Source organism: Flagellimonas algarum, from assembly GCF_040513375.1.
Lineage (GTDB): Bacteria > Bacteroidota > Bacteroidia > Flavobacteriales > Flavobacteriaceae > Flagellimonas_B > Flagellimonas_B algarum.
Genome location: NZ_JBEVTG010000002.1, coordinates 895,618 through 914,294, shown reverse-complemented (window position 1 = coordinate 914,294; position 18,677 = coordinate 895,618). Strand labels below are relative to the sequence as shown.

The 18,677-nt window shown below is 47.9% G+C and carries 18 protein-coding genes; 5 read left to right on the top strand and 13 right to left on the bottom strand.

Annotated features, from left to right (window positions below; all coding sequences use genetic code 11):
• Positions 1-10 precede the first annotated feature (10 nt).
• The 4 genes from ABV409_RS11415 to ABV409_RS11400 are packed head-to-tail and all read right to left on the bottom strand — an operon-like array spanning position 11 to position 4,789.
• Positions 11-466, bottom strand: a complete 456-nt coding sequence (locus tag ABV409_RS11415) for a Fur family transcriptional regulator (protein ID WP_353877721.1) — start codon at positions 464-466, stop codon at positions 11-13.
• A 41-nt stretch (positions 467-507) separates the two neighbouring features.
• Entirely contained in the window at positions 508-2,712 is a 2,205-nt protein-coding gene (locus tag ABV409_RS11410) for a RelA/SpoT family protein (RefSeq protein WP_353877720.1), read from the bottom strand.
• Between the two features lie 43 nt (positions 2,713-2,755).
• On the bottom strand, positions 2,756-3,988 hold the full coding sequence (locus tag ABV409_RS11405; protein ID WP_353877719.1) for a M48 family metallopeptidase: 1,233 nt from the start codon (positions 3,986-3,988) through the stop codon (positions 2,756-2,758).
• Between the two features lie 3 nt (positions 3,989-3,991).
• Complete coding sequence (locus ABV409_RS11400; RefSeq protein WP_353877718.1) at positions 3,992-4,789, bottom strand: TrmH family RNA methyltransferase; 798 nt, start codon at positions 4,787-4,789, stop codon at positions 3,992-3,994.
• 66 nt (positions 4,790-4,855) lie between these two features.
• Between ABV409_RS11400 and ABV409_RS11395 the strand changes: the two genes are divergently transcribed.
• A complete protein-coding gene (locus tag ABV409_RS11395) occupies positions 4,856-5,662 on the top strand; it encodes a DUF6503 family protein (RefSeq protein ID WP_353877717.1) in 807 nt (268 codons plus the stop codon).
• A gap of 39 nt (positions 5,663-5,701) precedes the next feature.
• Here the strand turns inward: ABV409_RS11395 and ABV409_RS11390 are convergent, their stop codons facing one another.
• From ABV409_RS11390 to ABV409_RS11365, 6 genes are all read right to left on the bottom strand, one after another.
• A complete protein-coding gene (locus tag ABV409_RS11390; protein ID WP_353877716.1) occupies positions 5,702-6,994 on the bottom strand; it encodes an amidohydrolase family protein in 1,293 nt (430 codons plus the stop codon).
• A gap of 9 nt (positions 6,995-7,003) precedes the next feature.
• On the bottom strand, positions 7,004-9,952 hold the full coding sequence (locus ABV409_RS11385; RefSeq protein WP_353877715.1) for an amidohydrolase family protein: 2,949 nt from the start codon (positions 9,950-9,952) through the stop codon (positions 7,004-7,006).
• 65 nt (positions 9,953-10,017) lie between these two features.
• A complete protein-coding gene (locus tag ABV409_RS11380) occupies positions 10,018-11,082 on the bottom strand; it encodes a DUF3810 domain-containing protein (protein WP_353877714.1) in 1,065 nt (354 codons plus the stop codon).
• Between the two features lie 57 nt (positions 11,083-11,139).
• Positions 11,140-12,246 (bottom strand): peptidylprolyl isomerase, encoded by a 1,107-nt coding sequence (locus ABV409_RS11375; protein ID WP_353877713.1) that lies wholly within the window; start codon positions 12,244-12,246, stop codon positions 11,140-11,142.
• 11 nt (positions 12,247-12,257) lie between these two features.
• Positions 12,258-12,806, bottom strand: a complete 549-nt coding sequence (gene gldI, locus ABV409_RS11370) for a gliding motility-associated peptidyl-prolyl isomerase GldI (RefSeq protein ID WP_353877712.1) — start codon at positions 12,804-12,806, stop codon at positions 12,258-12,260.
• The gene (locus tag ABV409_RS11365; RefSeq protein ID WP_353877711.1) at positions 12,803-13,819 is read right to left on the bottom strand and encodes a DHH family phosphoesterase; all 1,017 of its coding nucleotides are present in this window, start codon (positions 13,817-13,819) and stop codon (positions 12,803-12,805) included. The genes gldI and ABV409_RS11365 overlap by 4 nt, the downstream gene beginning before the upstream one ends.
• Positions 13,820-13,897: 78 nt before the next feature.
• Between ABV409_RS11365 and ABV409_RS11360 the strand changes: the two genes are divergently transcribed.
• Both ABV409_RS11360 and ABV409_RS11355 read left to right on the top strand, forming a co-directional pair.
• Entirely contained in the window at positions 13,898-14,923 is a 1,026-nt protein-coding gene (locus ABV409_RS11360; RefSeq protein ID WP_353877710.1) for an alkaline phosphatase D family protein, read from the top strand.
• Positions 14,924-14,973: 50 nt separating this feature from the next.
• Positions 14,974-15,393 (top strand): nucleoside-diphosphate kinase, encoded by a 420-nt coding sequence (locus tag ABV409_RS11355; protein ID WP_353877709.1) that lies wholly within the window; start codon positions 14,974-14,976, stop codon positions 15,391-15,393.
• Positions 15,394-15,443: 50 nt separating this feature from the next.
• Here ABV409_RS11355 and ABV409_RS11350 read toward each other — a convergent pair whose 3' ends face one another.
• Genes ABV409_RS11350 through recF form a run of 3 tightly spaced genes read right to left on the bottom strand, consistent with a single transcriptional unit; the run spans position 15,444 to position 17,240 of the window.
• Positions 15,444-15,740, bottom strand: a complete 297-nt coding sequence (locus ABV409_RS11350) for a DciA family protein (protein ID WP_353877708.1) — start codon at positions 15,738-15,740, stop codon at positions 15,444-15,446.
• The gene (locus ABV409_RS11345; protein WP_353877707.1) at positions 15,740-16,159 is read right to left on the bottom strand and encodes a hypothetical protein; all 420 of its coding nucleotides are present in this window, start codon (positions 16,157-16,159) and stop codon (positions 15,740-15,742) included. Before ABV409_RS11345 ends, ABV409_RS11350 begins: the two co-directional genes overlap by 1 nt.
• Before the next feature lies 1 nt (position 16,160).
• Positions 16,161-17,240, bottom strand: coding sequence for a DNA replication/repair protein RecF (gene recF / locus ABV409_RS11340; RefSeq protein ID WP_353877706.1), 1,080 nt, complete (start codon positions 17,238-17,240; stop codon positions 16,161-16,163).
• Between the two features lie 125 nt (positions 17,241-17,365).
• On the opposite strand from recF, the gene ABV409_RS11335 reads away from it, so the two are divergent.
• Both ABV409_RS11335 and ribH read left to right on the top strand, forming a co-directional pair.
• Positions 17,366-18,127, top strand: coding sequence for a tetratricopeptide repeat protein (locus tag ABV409_RS11335; protein ID WP_353877705.1), 762 nt, complete (start codon positions 17,366-17,368; stop codon positions 18,125-18,127).
• Between the two features lie 4 nt (positions 18,128-18,131).
• The gene (ribH, locus tag ABV409_RS11330) at positions 18,132-18,617 is read left to right on the top strand and encodes a 6,7-dimethyl-8-ribityllumazine synthase (protein WP_353877704.1); all 486 of its coding nucleotides are present in this window, start codon (positions 18,132-18,134) and stop codon (positions 18,615-18,617) included.
• The last annotated feature ends 60 nt before the right edge of the window (positions 18,618-18,677 follow it).

Sequence of the window (18,677 nt, the reverse complement as noted above, 5' to 3'; positions counted from 1 at the left end):
AAAATTGTGGTTAGTCGGTTACTTTTTCTTCCTTGTTCCTGGTTCCGTAAAAGTATAAAGAATGATTGTTGATCTGGATGTCGAAAACTTCCTCGATCGTTTTTTTGATCGATTGGATCCGTGGGTCACAGAATTCGACGACTTCCCCGGTATCGGTCAGGATCACATGATCGTGCTGCCTATCGAAGTACGACTTTTCATATTGGGCCTGGTTTTTACCGAACTGGTGTTTACGGACCAGCTTGCAATCCAGCAATAACTCAATAGTATTGTATAAAGTTGCACGGCTTACACGATAGTTTTTTGTTTTCATTTTGATGTACAGGGATTCGACATCGAAATGATCGTCACTTTCATAGATTTCTTGAAGGATGGCATAGCGCTCAGGGGTCTTTCGGTGCCCATTTTCTTCAAGAAAATTGGTGAAGACGTTTTTGACGATTTCTTGGTTTTTGTTGTTGCCCATGGGAAGCTTCGCTATTAACCGTACAAAGGTACGTCTAAAAATCAAATTCGACTCACTTTATCGATACCGCCGATCTGTTTCAAGTTGTTGATCAGTTTTTTGAGAATGGAGTTGTTTTTTACGACCAAGGTGATCCTTCCGGTAAAGGTGCCGCCCTCCGCGCTAAAATTCAGGTTGCGCATATTGACGTGCATGTTGTCCGAAATCACATTGGTGATTTCGTTGACCAGGCCGAGATTGTCAATACCGGTAATCAGGATGTCCGCCGTGAAGTCTTCTTGTGAAGAATCGATCCATTTGGCCGAAATGATGCGGTACGCGTAATTCGATTGTAACGAAATCGCGTTCGGACAGGATTTGGCGTGTACTTTGATTCCGTCGTTGACACTGACGAACCCAAAGACTTCGTCTCCCGGAATGGGGTTACAGCATTGCGAAAGCTTATAGCTCAATTTCTCTTCTTCGTTGCCAAAAACCAGCATATCGTAATTGGCCGTGATCTCATCTTTGTTGATGTCTTCCGGCGTCGGGTTACGACGGATCCGGTTTTTGAAGAAATTGATAAAGGCGTTGTTGTAGGAAGCGGCGAATTCCTTGATGTGTTGATTGTCAATAACCCCGTTACCCACCCTGAAAAACAAGTCTAAGCTGGTCTTCAACTTGAAGAAATTCACCATTTTGTTGACGACATCCTCGTTGAGGTTGATTTTCTGGGACTTGAGTTTCCGGCGTAAAATTTCCTTGCCATCTTCGGCGATTTCCCTTTTTTCTTCGCGTAACGACGATTTGATTTTAGCACGTGCCCTTGCGGTCATTGCATAAGAAAGCCAGTTTTGGTTGGGCTTGGCAGATTCCGAAGTGATGACTTCTACCTGATCCCCGCTGTGCAGGGTGGTGTTCAAAGGAACCAATTTGCCGTTCACCTTGGCACCCCTGGTCTTCATACCCACTTCAGTGTGGATGTGAAAGGCAAAGTCCAAGGGGGTCGCTCCTTTGGGCAATGACTTAAGCTCCCCTTTCGGGGTGAAGACGAAGATCTCTTTGGAGTAAAGGTTCAGCTTGAATTCCTCCACGAAATCGACGGCATTGCCATTGGCACTTTCTAGGGCTTCCTGCAGCCTGTTCAGCCATACTTCGATACCCTGCTCCTTTTGTTCGCCGTGTTTGTATTTGAAGTGTGCGGCATAGCCTTTTTCAGCGATTTCATGCATGCGCTCACTGCGGATCTGTACTTCGACCCATTTGCCCTCGGGGCCCATTACGGTGATGTGTAAGGCTTCATAGCCGGTCGACTTTGGAGAGGTGATCCAATCGCGTAGGCGCACCGGGTTGGGGGTAAAGTGATCGGTTACTATGGAATAGATCTTCCAAGCGAGAAACTTTTCGTTTTTACGATCCGATTTGTAAATGATCCTTATCGCGAATTTGTCGTAGACCTCATCGAATCGGATGTTTTGGGCCACCATTTTACGTCGTATCGAGAAGATGGACTTCATTCGCCCTTTGATGGAGTAGTTCAAGCCTTCTTTATCCAGGGAGTCACGGATAACGTTGGTGAAGTCCTTGATATAGGTTTGTTGTTCTTCTTCGGTTTCCTCGATTTTTCCCAAAATGTCGTTGTAGACCTCCGGTTCGGTATACTTCAAACTGAGGTCTTCGAGTTGGGTCTTGATGTTGTATAGGCCGATCCTATGGGCGAGGGGGGCATAGATGTACAAGGTCTCCGAAGCGATTTTCACTTGCTTGTACTCCGGCATCGCATCCATGGTCAACATATTGTGGTAGCGGTCGGCGATTTTGATGATGATCACCCGCACGTCATCGTGCAGGGTAAGCAACATTTTCCTGAAATTTTCAGCTTGTTGGCTGATATTCTTGTCTTTTTTCAGGTGTGCGATCTTGGTCAGGCCATCAACAATGCGGGCAACGGTCTCCCCGAACATGCGCTCGATATCATCTAGGGTATAAGGCGTGTCCTCTACCACATCATGCAATAGGGCCGAGGCTATCGAAACGGCATCGAGTCCGATTTCAGAAGCCACGATCTTGGCCACGGCTATCGGATGGAAGATATAGGCTTCCCCTGATTTACGCCGTTGGTCTTTATGGGCGTCAACGGCAATATCGAAAGCCGAACGGATCAATTTCTTATCCGCCGGCGAAAGGGTCTGATAGCTAATGCGAAGCAATTCCTTGTATTGCTTGGCTATTTCTTTGTTCTCTTTTGCAATGGCCGCCTCCGTCATAGAATACTAAAGTTAATGCAATCTTTACTATGGATAGCAAAAATTATGCCTTTAGATTTCGAATCCGCTCGATTAGTGGGGGATGGGAATAGTGCATGAACACATAGGCCGGATGCGGGGTAAGGTTACTCAAACTGCGCTGCGAAAGCTTTTTTAAGGAAGTGATCAGCGGTTGTGCGGCATAGGTCGTTTTGGCATAATCGTCAGCTTCGAATTCGAAACGACGCGACAGCATGTTCATCAATAAGCCTGTTAAGGTCGAAATCGGACTGTACAGCAACACAAAGCCGATAAGTCCGGCATGAAAACTGGGTTGGTCCACACCGATGGCCATGGACATCTGCGGTGAATTCACGAAAACGGACAGAATGAACAAGGTGATCCCCGTCGAGAGGATCGATGCCAATAGATTATACTGAATGTGTTTGCGTTTGTAATGGCCTACTTCATGGGCGAGTACCGCAACGATTTCCTCTTCATCAAGTTCGGCGATCAAGGTATCGAAAAGAGTCACTTGCTTTTGCCGTCCGAACCCCGAAAAATAGGCATTGGCCTTGGTCGATCGTTTTGAACCGTCGATGACGAAAATGTGTTTAAGTTCGAAACCTACCTTTTGGGCGTAGTTCTCGATGGCCGATTTCAATTGCCCCGGTTCCAAAGGGGTCTGCTTGTTGAATAGGGGTACGATCAATTTGGAGTAGAACAGGTTCATAAAAAGCATGAGTGCGATGAACATGCCCCAGGCATATAGCCAAAAGTTCGAACCGGTGAATTCCAAAAACCAAATAAAGGCGGCTAAAATACCGGAACCCAAGAGGCTGGCCAGTAGCCATCCTTTCAAGATGTCAGTGATGAAAATCTTGGGAGTGACCTTATTGAAACCGAACCGTTCCTCGATTACGAAAGTTTGGTACCATGAAAACGGAATGGCGATCAAACTGCTGGTAAAGGCAATGGCACCAAAGAACAAAATCCCCATGGCTATGGGATCTTCAGTGAATTTCCTCACCAAGGTATCTAGCCATCCGAATCCCCCAAAGACCAGAAACCCGATCGTCAAGAGGAATGAAAACCCGTCATTGAAGAGGCCAAAACGGTAATTTCGGAGCTTGTATTCCTGCGATCGGCTATATTCAGTGGCATCGAAAACATCATCCAACTCGTTGGGAACCGCTGCTTTGAAACGTTTTGAATTGAGATAATCCAACAGCAGGTCAAGGGCGAATTGCACTACTAGAATAACGAGTATGGCATAAAAAAGGGTCGTACTGTCCATAGCTTATGATCCGCGCTGGCGTTCTGCCTCAAAGATAAGTATTGCCGCCGATACCGAAACGTTCAAGGAATCGATCACCCCTTTCATAGGAATGATGATGTTTTGGTCCGCATGTTGCAACCATTCGGCACTGAGGCCGGTCGCCTCGGTACCTACGACTAGGGCCGATGCCGTTTTGAAATCACAATCGGTATAAGGTTCGGAAGCCGTTAAGGCCGCACAGAAAATGCGTATTTGTTTTCGTTTTAGGAAATCGATGATTTGGTTGGTCTGTCCTATGGCGGTCGGTACGGTAAATAGACAACCGACACTGGATCGAACGATGTTCGGATTGTAAAGGTCGGTTTTCGGATTTGCAATGATCACGGCATCCAAATCGGCCGCGTCCGCGGTACGTAGTAGGGCACCGATATTTCCCGGTTTCTCAGGGGCTTCGGCCACTAGGATCAGCGGATTTTCCCGTTTGAATTCCAAGTCATCCAAACCGTGTGCTTTCATCTTCGCGATGGCGAGAACCCCCTCGGTACCTTCACGATGGGCCAACTTTTCATAGACCGATTTTGATAGATGTATGCTTTCATAGGGTTCCAACTGTGGTAAGCCTGCATTATCACCCATGATCTCAGGGCATGACAAGACCGTTTCGATGGTATACCCACCTTGAACGGCCAGTTCCATTTCTCTGACCCCTTCGATGACAAAACGGCCCAAACGCCGCCGTTCCTTCGATTTGGCCTTCAAGGCCAACACTTCCTTGACCAAAGGATTTTGTGGACTACTGATGAATTTAACCGTTGCCATGGGCTAAAAGTACTTATTCTTGTAAATAATACCCATGAGTTGCGACCTAGGGTTCAAACAACATTTATGAGAACTTTATTAATACTGACCACATTGCTGTTCGCCCTCGGCTGCAAGCAGCAGGCCGCGACCAAAGCCGAGGCCGCTGAAAACGAAAGTGCCGAACAGACCGAAAAAGCGACCCAATTGCCCGAAGCCTTGACCGCTATCATCGACGCCCATGGCGGCATGAAAGCTTGGAAAAACATGCGTACCATGCGCTTCACCATTCCGAAAGAAAACAACCCCGAGGTCCATACCATTGATCTTTGGTCCCGTAAAGATCGCATCGATACCCCTGACTATGCGATGGGTTTCGACGGATCGCAACCCTGGGTTTTGGAAAAGGAAAAAGCCTATGGGGGCAATGCTGAGTTTTACCATAACCTCATGTTTTATTTTTATGCCATGCCCTTTGTACTATCCGATTCGGGCATCGTGTATGGGGAGACCCCCGATTTGGTTTTCGAGGGCAGGTCCTATCCCGGAATCGGAATCGCATATGGCGAAGGGGTGGGTACCAGTCCTAAAGACGAGTATTTCGTGCATTATGATCCCGATACCAAACAAATGGCTTGGTTGGGATATACCGTAACCTATCGCAGCGGTGAAAAATCGGACAATGTCAAATGGATCCGCTACGATGATTGGGAGGCCGTTGACGGACTGTTATTGCCTGCTTCGATCTCGTGGTTCGAGTATGAGGGGCGAACCCTCAAAGCGCCGCGAAGTACGGTTCCGTTTACCGAGGCCAGTGTAACCGAAACGGCCCTGTCCGCTTCGGAATATGCCAAACCCGAGGGAGGTACCTATTTTGTGAAGCCTGCTGAATAAAGAAATATGAAAAAGGCAGGGAAAACCCCTGCCTTTTTTTTACCGTCCTTGGTCATATTTGCCTTGATAGCGTTTCCATAGTTCGGTCTGATGGGTTTCGAGTGAGACTTCGCGCCCGTCGATATAGGCATGATGCAACTGATTGCCTATCATATCCAAAGCATCCCCTTGCGAAATGAACAAGGTGGCACTTTTACCGACTTCCAAAGTGCCGTATTCGTCAGAAATCCCTAAAATTTTAGCGTTATTGCCGGTGATGAGCTGAAGTGCCGTCTCCTTTTCGAGTCCTTGAGCTACGACCTGACCGGCATAAAACGGTAAGTTCCTGGTTTGGAAATTACTGGCGGTCGCGTTTTGCAATCCTACCAAAATTCCCTGATCGACCAATAGTTTAGGGAGCTTAAAGGTGAAGTCATAGTCGTCGTCCTCAAAGAACGGCAAACTGTGGGTGAATCGCACCAATACGGGAACCTCATGCTTTTTCAAAAAATCGGTCACTTTGTGGGCATGGTAGCCCCCGACGATAACCATATGCCCAACCCCGGCGTTTTTGGCCGCGGTTACCGCATCGATGATCTCGCGTTCGGCATGGGCATAGATGTAGAGCCTTTTCGAACCGTCGAATAGGCCTTGAACCGCTTCAAAGGCCTGATTGGTGGCTTCCTCGGTCGATTTTCCATAAGCTAGGGCATTGGCCATGAAATCGTGGACTTCGTCCACTTGTTTCTGGTAATTCTTATTGGGTTGGAACCCTCTTGGTTCACCCAACCACCAACGCCCCCTTCGAAAGGCATTGGGCCAATTGAGATGTACACCGTCATCAACCTTAATGGCGGCATCCTCCCAGTTCCAGGCATCGAATTGAACGATGGACGAAGTCCCTGATATGCGACCACCTTTCGGGGTGATCTGCCCGATCAACACCCCATTGGGACGCATGCTTTCTACCACTTTCGATTCGGCATTGTAAGCGATCAGACTACGCACATGTGGAATGATCTCCCCGATTTCATCTTGGTCGTTACTGGCCCTTACGGCATTGACCTCGACCAACCCCAATGACTTGCCAGGGGCAATGAAGCCTGGGTAAACATGCATGCCCGTACCATCGATTCGCCGTCCTTGGCGGGCGATGCGTGCGTTGGCACTTCCAACGAAAGTGAGCTTTCCGTCGGCGAACATGATCAAAGCGTTTTCAATGACCTCGCCATTGCCCAAGTGGGCGGTGGCCCCTTCGATGGTTATGGCTTCTTTTTGAACCGGACCTGGGGTTTGTTGGGCTTCCAACATCCAACCGAATCCTAAACATATGATTATAATGAGTTTTTTCATGTTCGTTGGTTAAAGGGTTTCACATTCGAATCTCGCTTTCTTCGATTGTACGGGGGGCCTGGTTTTACCGCCATTGGCTTTTTCCCGCAACATCATGTTGGTCAGTGCCGTTCGTTCTTCTTGGATTGCTTTGCGCTGTTGCCGGTCTTTTTCCAAATCGAAATATACCCGACCTTCGATGAGGGTTTTTTCAGCTTTTGAATAGACCGACATCGGATGCCCTGTCCATAAGACCACATCGGCATCTTTACCTACGGTAATGCTACCGACCCGATCGTCGATATGGAGTAATTTCGCCGGGTTGAGCGTCACTGTTTTCCAAGCTTCGATTTCCGACATGCCTCCATATTTGATGGTTTTGGCTGCTTCTTGGTTCAGGCGTCTCGACATTTCGGCATCATCACTATTGATCGCTACGACCACACCTTGGCTGGCCATGATAGCGGCATTATAAGGAATAGCATCGTTCACCTCATATTTATAAGCCCACCAATCGCTGAAGGTTGACCCACCTACACCGTGTTCAGCCATTTTATCGGCTACCTTATATCCTTCTAGAATATGGGTGAAGGTATTGATCCTAAAATCGAATTGTTCGGCCACTTTCATCAACATGTTGATCTCACTCTGTACATAGGAATGGCAGCTGATGAAGCGTTCCCCGTTCAGGATTTCGGCAAGAACTTCCAACTCCTCATCATAACGTACCGCTTGCCCGCTTTTCTTTCGGGCATCATACTCTTTAGCGCGTTGGAAATAATTGATAAAGACTTGTTCAACGCCCATCCGGGTTTGAGGGAACCGTGAAAAACTTTGCCAGTTGCTCTGCTTCACGTTTTCACCCAAGGCGAATTTGATGAATTTCGGCATGTTCTGGAACAGCAAGCCATCGACCCCTTCGCCCCATTTCAAACGTAAGATGGCCGAACGACCACCAATGGGGTTGGCCGATCCGTGGAGCAGTTGGATGGTGGTTACGCCACCGGCTAAGTTCCGGTAAATATCGATATCCTTGGGGTCGACCACATCGGCCATTCGAACTTCTGCCGAGGAGTTATGACCGGCTTCATTGATGGCTAAAGCAGCGATATGTGAATGCTCATCGATGACCCCTGCCGTCAAGTGCTTTCCGGTGGCGTCGATCGTTCGAGCCCCGCTGGATTTCAAATCGCTTCCGATTTTAGCCACCTTGCCGTTTTTCAACAACACGTCCGTATTGGGCAAAACCGCATCCCCTGTCCATACAGTGGCGTTTTTGAACAATAAAGTTTCCAGCTTAGGCTTGTTGGTATATCCATACCCGATATTCGGGTAGGTCAGCGACATTTCGATGGCCTCATTGGAATCTTTGGGCCCCGATTTCGGTTTGGATTCGAAACTTGCGGTGCGCTTGGCCGAAAACCCGGATTCGGTGCCCGCTGGGGTAACCAAACGCCCCGTTAAATCATCGGAGTCTTTTTGCACCAATCCGGTCATGCGGAATTTCGTTTCACCCTGATCTTCAGAGAAGGAAAACCGGACCCAATCGCCGGCATAGCTGATTTTGGATTGCAGCTTCAAGGTATCCTGTTTGATCGCGATTTTTGGTTTGCTGATTTCCCCGCTTACCGACATGGTATAGGTCTTACCGGCGGCGTTCAAGACGTATTCACCGCGAATATCTTTTTGGTTCTTGTCGTTGATCACATACTTTCGGCCTTGCACCCAATTTTCATAAAGCGTAGTCGTTTTTTCGAAAACATCGCCTGAAGTGACCAGAAAGTTGGCATAGGCACCGGGTTTGAGGCTGCCAATTTTTGACGTTTGCCCGAGTATGGCCGCTGGTGCTTCCGTCAATGCCCGTAATGCTTGTTCTTTGGTGAGTCCGCGGGCAATGGCTCTTGATAACATGGTTTTGAAATCGGCAGGGGATTTCAAGTTGTGCGTGGTCAAGGAAAAGGATATCCCGTTCTCTGCCAAGATCCTCGGATTGGATGGTGCCAGGTTCCAATGGCGCATGTCACTCAAATTCACATAGGATGCAGCATACGGATCCGAGAAATCATAAGCCTTTGGAAAATTGATCGGAATGATCAACGCAGCCTTGGTCGCTTTGACGGCCTCGATTTGTTGGTATTCGTCACCGCCACCTAATATGGCATACTGAATCCCGAATTGATCCCCGATTTTATCGGCCCTGAGCACATTACCATTGGCGCCTGCGGCGAAAATCTGAGGGAGCCCTTTATTGGCGATCAAGGCCTCCAATGAACGGTCTTTGCTGTCAACCTTGCCTTTTTCATACCAATCGAGATCGTGGTATAATTGGCGCATCAAGGCGGTCGCTCCCATAAGTGATGTGGGGTAGGATTGCCGTTTTTCAATGCTTTTCGAAAAAGAAAAGTATTGTGAAGAAGTATCGTCGATGATACGTTCGGCATCGCCGGCATTGCCATTGAGTGAAACCAAAACCCCGGTGCCCCTCGCGATACCATCTTGAAAATGGGAATTGACCACACCGAAACCGGCTTTTCGAAGTTTTTCGGCCTCTTTGTCGTTGTACTTGAATTTGGCAATGGCATGGTTTTCCGGCATGATATGGTCGTTCCAATAAAAGCCTTCGCGGGTGTTTTCGTATTGGGGAGAACGACCCCGGGCCGGGTTACGCTTTGGTTTGCTGACCCCGAAATTCGAAAACACATCGATGAAAGAGGGGTAGATGCTCAGGCCCGAAAGGTCTTCAACGACCGTGTTCTTTGGAATGCCGATACCGGTTCCGGCCTGTACCACCTTGCCGTTCCGTATCAATAAAGTGCCGTTTTCAATGACCTGACCAGGTCCGACATGGATTCGGGCATTGGTAAAAGCCCTGTAGTTGTTGTTCTTTGATTTAACCCCATCGTTTTCAGGAAAATAGTCTTGGGCAAATAAAGAAGCACCGCACCACAAAAAGGCGAGTGCACTTAATCGCAAGTTCATAAGGTATATTTTGATGAATTAGTCTTTCTAAAGGTAACGGAAAGCCGTGGATTAGACAAAGCGGTCTATTGGTATTCGCGATCGAAGCCGATCAACAGTCCGACAACGGCATTATAGCTTTGTATACCGCGTTCTTGACTGTTCGCTTTTAAAAAAGCATTGAACATGGCCTTGAAAATCGGTTCCGTCGGATTCTCGTAGCCGGCCCAAAACCGGTTAAGCTCCCGATAGTTTTCGCGCACGCCGGGATGGAGCATGTCGAGGATCTCACGATAAGCCGCTTCGTCCCATTTTCTCAAATCGGACAGGCAGTAGGCCAAACCGTGCGATTGTGCAGCATATTGGAAGTAGGGATCCGGATTGGCCGAGGTGACTAAAAGGCCAATGAAGTTGGTCGAATCCTCAGAAGAGTAGCCGAGCTGATGTCCTACCTCATGACCGCTGATAGAAGGCAGTCGCTGTTTGGGGACCAAGGCATTGACCTGGGCTTCATTGGTGAAGGGGTTCAAATAACCCCCATAGCCCATATAGGTCAAGGGTAAAGAAAACAATGATGATTTTAGACTCGTGGTTTCATAGGTAAAAAAAGGGAACACCTTGGCCGCACTGGAAAAACTGGTTGGTGTCTTTTCGTAAATTTCCTTGACCGTATAGGGTATCTTGACCGCAGCGGCAGTGTCTTTCGTCAATTGATATTGTAGGCCGTTCGTCTTGCGCACCAGCTTCATGGTGAAATCAACCAACTCCGCCTTGGTGTATTCGATTTCAAATCCCATCTTTTCGTTGATGGGCAATCGGTAGTAATTCAAACCCCATGACAGATGAAAAATGAAATAGGCAATGGCAAGTACTACGCCGGCATCCCTCAAAACCGTAAGGGGTTTTTTGAAGAAGTACCTCCAGTATAGATACAGATAGCGCAGTACCCCGAAACCAAGGGCTGTGTAAAAAAGGTCACCCATTGAAAATGGGACCCATCCATAAAGTCCACGTAACAATTGGGCAATGTGGGGGTAAAGTCCCTCGGCATAATATCGCTCAACCCATTCGGGATGTTGCCCTAACCACTTCACCAAAAGAATTTGGGGCAACAATGAAAATGCGATACCGAGCTTTACCCTATTGTCCATACATTAGCGGATATCGATTGCTATAGCCGATCCCTCGCGTCTTGCACTAGCAACTGATTATTGGATGCCGACGATCTCGAGGTCGAATACCAATGTGGAACCTCCTGGGATCGGGCCATAGTCATTGTCACCATACCCGAGGTAAGGCGGAATGAACAAACGGACTTTATCGCCCACTTTCATGGTCAGAAGCCCTTCCCTGAAACCGGCGGCCAATCGGGCATCGGGGCTGTAATCCATTGGTGTTGGGCCATATTGGCCGGCTTGATCACGGCGGGCGTTGTAAATCCCGTATTTTTTCGATAATTCAGGATCGCTACTATCGAAAAGGGTGGCATCCTGCATCAAATAGCCCGAATAACTGACCATGACCTTTTGTCCGATTTTTGGCTGTTCGCCAGATCCTTCGACCAATTTCATGATGCGCAAGCCCGAATTCGTGCTTTCCGCGGTTTCTTCCTGGGCTTTGAATTCGGCGGCCATATCGGCCTTCATCTGATTGAAGGCGGCCAATGCCTTTTCAGCCTCTTCAAAATAGGCCGTCATGATCTGGTTCGCATCGAACTTTTTGGCCGTTTTTCCATTTCGGATGATTTCGACCTTGTTCATTACCACTGCCTCGTTAGGTTTGTTCTGCGGGTTGACCTTGACGTTACAGATACTATCGACCACTTCGATGCCGTGTACTACTTCACCGAAAACCGTATGCCTACCGTTCAACCAAGGGGTTTCTTTATGGGTGATGAAAAATTGACTTCCATTGGAGTCCGGTCCTGGGTTGGCCATCGAAAGGATTCCTTTTCTGTCATGAACCAGCGAATCGACGAATTCATCCTTGAATTTGTAACCAGGGCCACCTTGCCCAGAGGCCAGGGGGTCTCCCCCTTGGATCATAAAATCTTTCATGACCCTATGAAAGGTCAATCCGTCATAATACTTCTTATCCTTATACTCCTCGCTCACGAAGGTGCTGTTGCCTTCTGCCAAGGATACGAAATTGGCCACGGTCAAAGGAGTGGCCTCATGGTATAATTTGACTACGATATCACCTTGTGTGGTTTGGATATCGGCATACATGCCATCACCCAAATCGGCGTATTTGCTCGATTTGCAATTTGACAAAACCAAGGCAAGGGCACATAGGAAAATCAGGGTTCTTTTCATTTTATAATGGATTAATTGATACTATCTTTTTTAGGGATGATACGCGTTAACTTCACCGTAGCGCGTAAGGGGGTGTTCGGACCGATACGATCGGTGTCACCACGATATCCATATCCTTGTGGGGATGGGAACAAGAATGTAGCTTCTTCCCCTTCGCGGAGCAAGGGTAGGGCATTGCGCAAGCCCGGAAACAACTTCGACTTTCCGATCGCCGCCTGAACCCTTCCGATGTCTTGGAAGGTATATAGGGTATCGTTCGAAAGGGTGCGCAAGTTATAGGTGAGTACGACCTCATCATCGGGTTGCGGTGTGGGCAAACTGCTGTCACGCTGTTGTTCATAGCGGTACCAAAAACCGAAGGGGCTGGTATAGTAGGTGTTCAGACTATCTTGCCCGATCAGCTTGTGAATGCGTTTTTCTTCGATTTCAAGCAGTTTCTTACTGCGTGCTACCGATTCCTTGAAAAAGCTCCCGGACTTCACCTGTATCGGTTTTCTCGGTTCGGGACCTTTACATGCCCATATCAACAGGGCCATGGCTATGATGCTGTATTTTTTCAATAGTCCAGTTCGTTTTTATAACCGCTTAAAAGCGATTCGAAATTGGCAATGGTACGTTCCATGCTTTCCGTACTCCGACCACCTGCGGCGTTCGTATGGCCCCCTCCTGAAAAGTGGGTTCTGGCAAATTCGTTTACTGAAAACGTTCCTACGGAGCGAAAGGAAATCTTGATAATGCCTTCTTCTTCATTCTCAATGAAAATCACGGCGAAATTGATACCGTCAAGGGTCAGTCCGTAATTCACGAACCCTTCGGTATCCCCTTTGCTGTATGCAAATTTGTTCAATTCCGCTTGGGTCAACCAGGTGTATGCGGTATGGTAATCCTCCAAAATCACGAGATTTCCCAGGGCGGAGCCCAGCAAATGTAGTCGCGAAGGCCGGTTGGTGTCATAAACCTGTTGATGGATGGTCATGTTTTGGGCTCCCTTATCGATCAAATCGGCCACGGTTCGGTGGGTTTCACTGGTGGTGGATGGATATTTGAAAGACCCGGTATCGGTCATGATCCCGGTATAAAGACAGGTTGCGATATCGGCAGTGATGTCGTCGGTACCATCGAGACCGGCGATAAAGTTGTATACCATTTCACAGGTCGAGCTCATCGTTACATCAGAGTAGGTCACCAACGCATAATCATCGGGCTGTTGGTGATGATCGATCATTATGAAATCCGCTTCCGTTCGCAGTAAGATATCGTGCATCGAACCCGCACGAGAAAGATCGTTGAAGTCCAAAGTAAAGAGAAGTCCGGCTCCAAGGATCAACTTTTCAGCCGTATGCTGCTGGCGCTCAAAATTGATGACCTCTTGGCTTCCGGGCATCCATTTCAAAAATTTAGGATAATCGTTAGGAGCAATGACCTGGGCGTCAAGTCCCATCGTTTTTAGGAATAATTGCAATCCCAATGAAGCCCCGATGGCATCCCCATCCGGGTTTTTATGTGGAACGATCACTATTTTTTGTGGCTTGGAGAGTAGGGTCCTGACCGTAGCTGCGTCTTCAACGTTCATGCGCTCAAAGATACGATAATATAATAGAGACCATTTTTACAAAATGCTAATTTTGTCAGCGAAACCAAACGCTATACCATGAGAAAACCGCTAGTACTATTTTCGATCGCGATGCTAATCTGTGCATGCCGCCCTACGCTTTCACCCCAAACTAAAGCCGCTGGAAGCACGGACTTCACCATAGCTTTCGGCTCCTGTAACAAACATGATGCGCCAAATGTCTTTTGGGATGATATCCTTGCCGCCGAGCCCGATGTCTTTATATGGGGAGGGGATAATGTCTATGCCGATACCGATGACATGGCCCTACTCCGTGAAACCTATGCTTTGCAAAAGCGGGTTCCAGGTTATGCTGCGCTGATCGAGAGCATACCCGTGACCGGTACTTGGGATGATCATGATTATGGGTTGAACGACGGTGGCACCGAGTTTGTCGCCAAGCAAGGAAGCCAACGTGAATTCTTGGATTTTATGGGTGTGGGTGCCAATGATCCAAGAAGGCAACGCGATGGGGTCTACGCCACAATGATGCTCCGTAAAGAGGGGGCAAGCGTGAAAATCATTAATCTGGATACCCGGTTTTTCAGAACCCCGCTTACGACCGATGAGCGCCCCAACAGAAGGTACCGACCCAATACCTACGGTTCAGGTACGATTTTGGGTGAAGCCCAATGGCAATGGTTGGCCGACGAACTGAATGGTTCGGAAGCCGACTTCAATTTGATCGTAAGCAGTGTGCAGTTCCTTTCGAACGAACACGGTTTTGAAAAATGGGCCAATCATCCGCATGAAGTCGATCGGTTGGTCGAACTGATCAAGAATTCCAAAGCCAAAGGGGTGATTGTATTATCGGGCGATCGCCATATTTCCGAATTCTCTTCAAAGGATATCGGTCTTACGTATCCCCTAATCGACTTTACAAGTAGCGGATTGACCCATTCGTATCGGGGTTTCACCAGTGAGCCGAACCCCTACCGGGTCGGGTCGGTGGTATCGGTACCTAGTTTCGGGTTGATCGAACTGAAAACCTCCGAGCGAACGGCCCAGTTCAAAATCATGGGTGATGGGGGTGAGGTCATACAGCAAATAAAACAAGTATATTGAATGTTGTCCGTTGTCGGAAAAGAACTATTTTTGCGCAAAATTTAATAGCGATGACAGGAAATCGAACGTTCACAATGATCAAACCCGATGCCGTAGAAAACGGTCACATCGGTGCCATCCTTGAGAAAATCAGTGCTGCGGGATTTAAAATCGTAGCCATGAAATATACCCAACTTAGTGTGCGTGACGCCCAAGAATTCTATGCGATCCACAGCGAGCGTCCGTTCTTTGGTGAATTGGTCGAATTCATGACCCGCGGACCCATTGTGGCCGCCGTGTTGGAAAAGGACAATGCAGTTGAGGATTTCAGGGCCTTGATCGGGGCTACCAACCCGGAAGAAGCCGCTGAAGGTACCATCAGAAAACTGTTTGCGGCAAGTGTCGCCGAAAATGCGGTTCACGGTTCGGATAGTGATGAGAACGCCTCCATTGAATCGGCGTTCCACTTTTCAGGAAGGGAGATTTTCTAAAGAACCCCCACAAACGAATTGTAAAAGCCATCCGGACCCGGATGGCTTTTTTATTTCAAAACCAAGCGTTGTACCAACTCCTTACCCAATTCTTCATTGAGCATTGCTACGATCTTGCTTTTGCCCATGCTGAGTTCTTGGCGTAATACCGAAGAGGATAAGGAAACATACAGCGTTCCGTTCTTCAAACTGACTTGTGTGGTGTAGTTGTTCACCCCATTGCCCATTAACTTCGCCCAAGCATCGCGTACATTGACTTTATCGATACCCGATTGCAGCCGATTCTCTTTAATGAAGGCACGTAAGGCTTCGCTCAAGGGGATATGTTCGTTTTGTCGTTTGGCCATTACTCTTCGATGCGTATGGGTTCATACCTTCGGTAGGTATACCGTACCCCTTCGGTGTTGATGATGGTAAAAGAGCCTTCATCAATTGCTACCAATCGCTCTTCCCAGGGTTCCAAGGCCTCATCGTATTGGATCAGAAAACCGTTTTCGAAGGCACTCATGGTAAAAGGCTCCGCGTCATTGGAAGCGTCGAAACTTCCATCGAATTTCGGGTGTACTTTTTTTCGGAAGCCCTGCATTCCCTCCAATTGGAAATAGTCGACGGTGGGGTTCATTCCATATTGCTTGGTTCCTCCATCCGGGAATTCGACTTCGGTAATCTCCCAATAACCGTTGAGATGGGTCAAGGCCTCTTTATCGACCGGACCGCCGCAGGCCAGGCATCCGAAAAACAACAGGATAACGCACTTTCTCCACATACTACAAGGTAAATATTTTATAACTGTGGTCAACTTGTTTGACCACATTTTCGGTACGTTGCCTATGGGTGTCACTGATGAACAACTGTCCAAAAGTATCCTTATTGACCAATGAGACGATCTGGGTCACCCGGTCTTCGTCAAGTTTATCGAAGATATCGTCTAGCAATAAGATCGGGGTGGTCTTTGCCTGTTCTTTTATGAAATGGAACTGTGCCAGTTTCAACGCGATAAGAAAGGACTTTTGTTGTCCTTGGCTTCCGAATCGTTTGATCGGGTGCCCGTCGATCGTAAATCCCAGGTCGTCTTTGTGGATGCCGACCGAAGTATACTGTAAGGCCCGATCTTTGTCGAGTGCCCGGTCCAACAGTTTGGCCAAGCTGTCGTTTTCGAGCTGACTGCTGTACTGCAGGTCGATGCCCTCATCGGCCGTGCTAATGCTTTGGTACTGTTCTTTGAATATCGGAATGAAGGTAGCGATAAACGCTTTCCTTTTGTTATGGATGCTGTTCCCCAAAGCATCGAGTTGTTCGTTGTAGATGGCAAGGGCATCGGCATCAAACGTGTGGTTCGCACTGAAGTATTTCAACAGTGAATTGCGCTGGGCCAGAACCTTGTTGTAGGAAATCAAGTGTTGTAGATACCCCTTATCGGATTGCGAAATAACGCCATCGATGAACTTCCTGCGGGTCTCGCTGCCTTCGATGATCAAATCGCGGTCGGCAGGTGAGATGATGACCAAAGGCAAGAGGCCGATGTGTTCTGAGAATTTTCCATACGCCTTACCGTTGCGCTTGATGACCTTTTTCATCCCTTTTTTAAAACTGCAGACCACTTTCTCTTGTTGGTCTTGTTTTTCAAATTGACCTTCGATCATAAAAAATTCACTGCCATGCCGCACGTTTTGGGTGGCAACGGGGTTGAAGTACCCTTTTCCGTAACAGAGGTGGTAAATGGCGTCGAGAACATTGGTTTTGCCTACGCCGTTCGCGCCGACCAAACAGTTGATCGTCGGGTCAAAATCAAAGCTTTCCGATTCGAAATTTTTGTAATTGACTAATGATAAGTGTCTTAACAGCATAAATTAAATGAAGGCCATCATGGCATGATGCAAATGCGAAGTCGCCAAAGAATCCAAAAATAACGAATAATTTTCCTTCCGTTTTTGATAAAACCTTTATTTTTGCGCGATTAATAAAATGACGGATGGCAACATATAAAAAGCGGGGATATAAACCTAAAAACAAGGCGGAAGAGGCTCAGATCGAAGAGATGAACAGTACGACGGCCGAAGTTTTCAGCACCTTGGACGAAAGTGCTTCGAAGACGGAAGCTTGGGTCTCCAAAAACCAAAACTACATTTTAGGAACCATTATGGTCGTCGCCTTAGGTATCTTGGGTTACCTGGCATACATCCAATTCATCCAGAAACCCAAAGAAGCCAGTGCTGCCAACGAGCTGTACTATCCGCAGCAATATTTCGATCAGGCCATGGCCGACGAAAGTGCACGTGACTCCCTGTTGAACCTTGCCTTGAACGGTGCTGAAGGTAAATATGGTTTCCTTGACATCATCGATGAGTACAAAGGGACGAAAGCTGCGAATCTGGCCAGCTATTCGGCCGGTATGGCCTATTTGAACAACCAAAACTATCAAGAAGCCATTACCTATCTCGAGCAGTTCAGCTCAGATGACGAAGTTTTGGGTGCCTTGGCCAAAGGAGGTATCGGTGATGCGTTTTCACAGCTCGACCAAGCGGAGGATGCCTTGGATTATTACGAGCAAGCCATCGCCCATAGCGATAATGAATACACTACCCCGAAGTTTCTGTATAAGGCGGGTATCCTGTCTTTGGAACTCGGCTACCCTGATAAGGCACTGAGCTATTTCGAACGCATCAAAGAAGCGTATTCGAAGTCAAGCCAAGCAAGCAACATCGACGTGTTGATCGGTTCGGCAAAACAATAGGCTTATGGCCACCACCAATAAAGACCTTTCGGCCTATGATCGATCCAAGGTGCCGGATGCCGGACTCTTGAGATTCGGATTGGTCGTTTCGGAATGGAATGCCGAAATAACGGAAGCGCTCTACCAAGGCGCCTATGATGCCCTGACCGACTGTGGGGCCTCGCCTGAAAATATCATCCGCTGGAACGTGCCCGGAAGTTTCGAACTTACCTTTGGTTGCAAAAAGCTGTTGACCACAAAGAAGGTCGATGCGGTCATTGCCATCGGAAATGTGATCCGTGGGGAAACCAGCCATTTTGACTACGTATGTTCAGCAACCGCATTGGGTATCAAAGACCTCAATATGGCCTATGATGTGCCGGTCATTTTTTGCGTTTTGACCGACGATACCATAGCACAGTCAAGGGCCCGAAGTGGGGGGGTACATGGTAATAAAGGGGTCGAAGCGGCGATAGCTGCGATCCAAATGGCCGTTTTAGGCCGGGATTAAGGACATCCCCTTCCATTTCACCAGCTTGTTTTGTTAACATTTTTTGGCTTGGCGAATGGC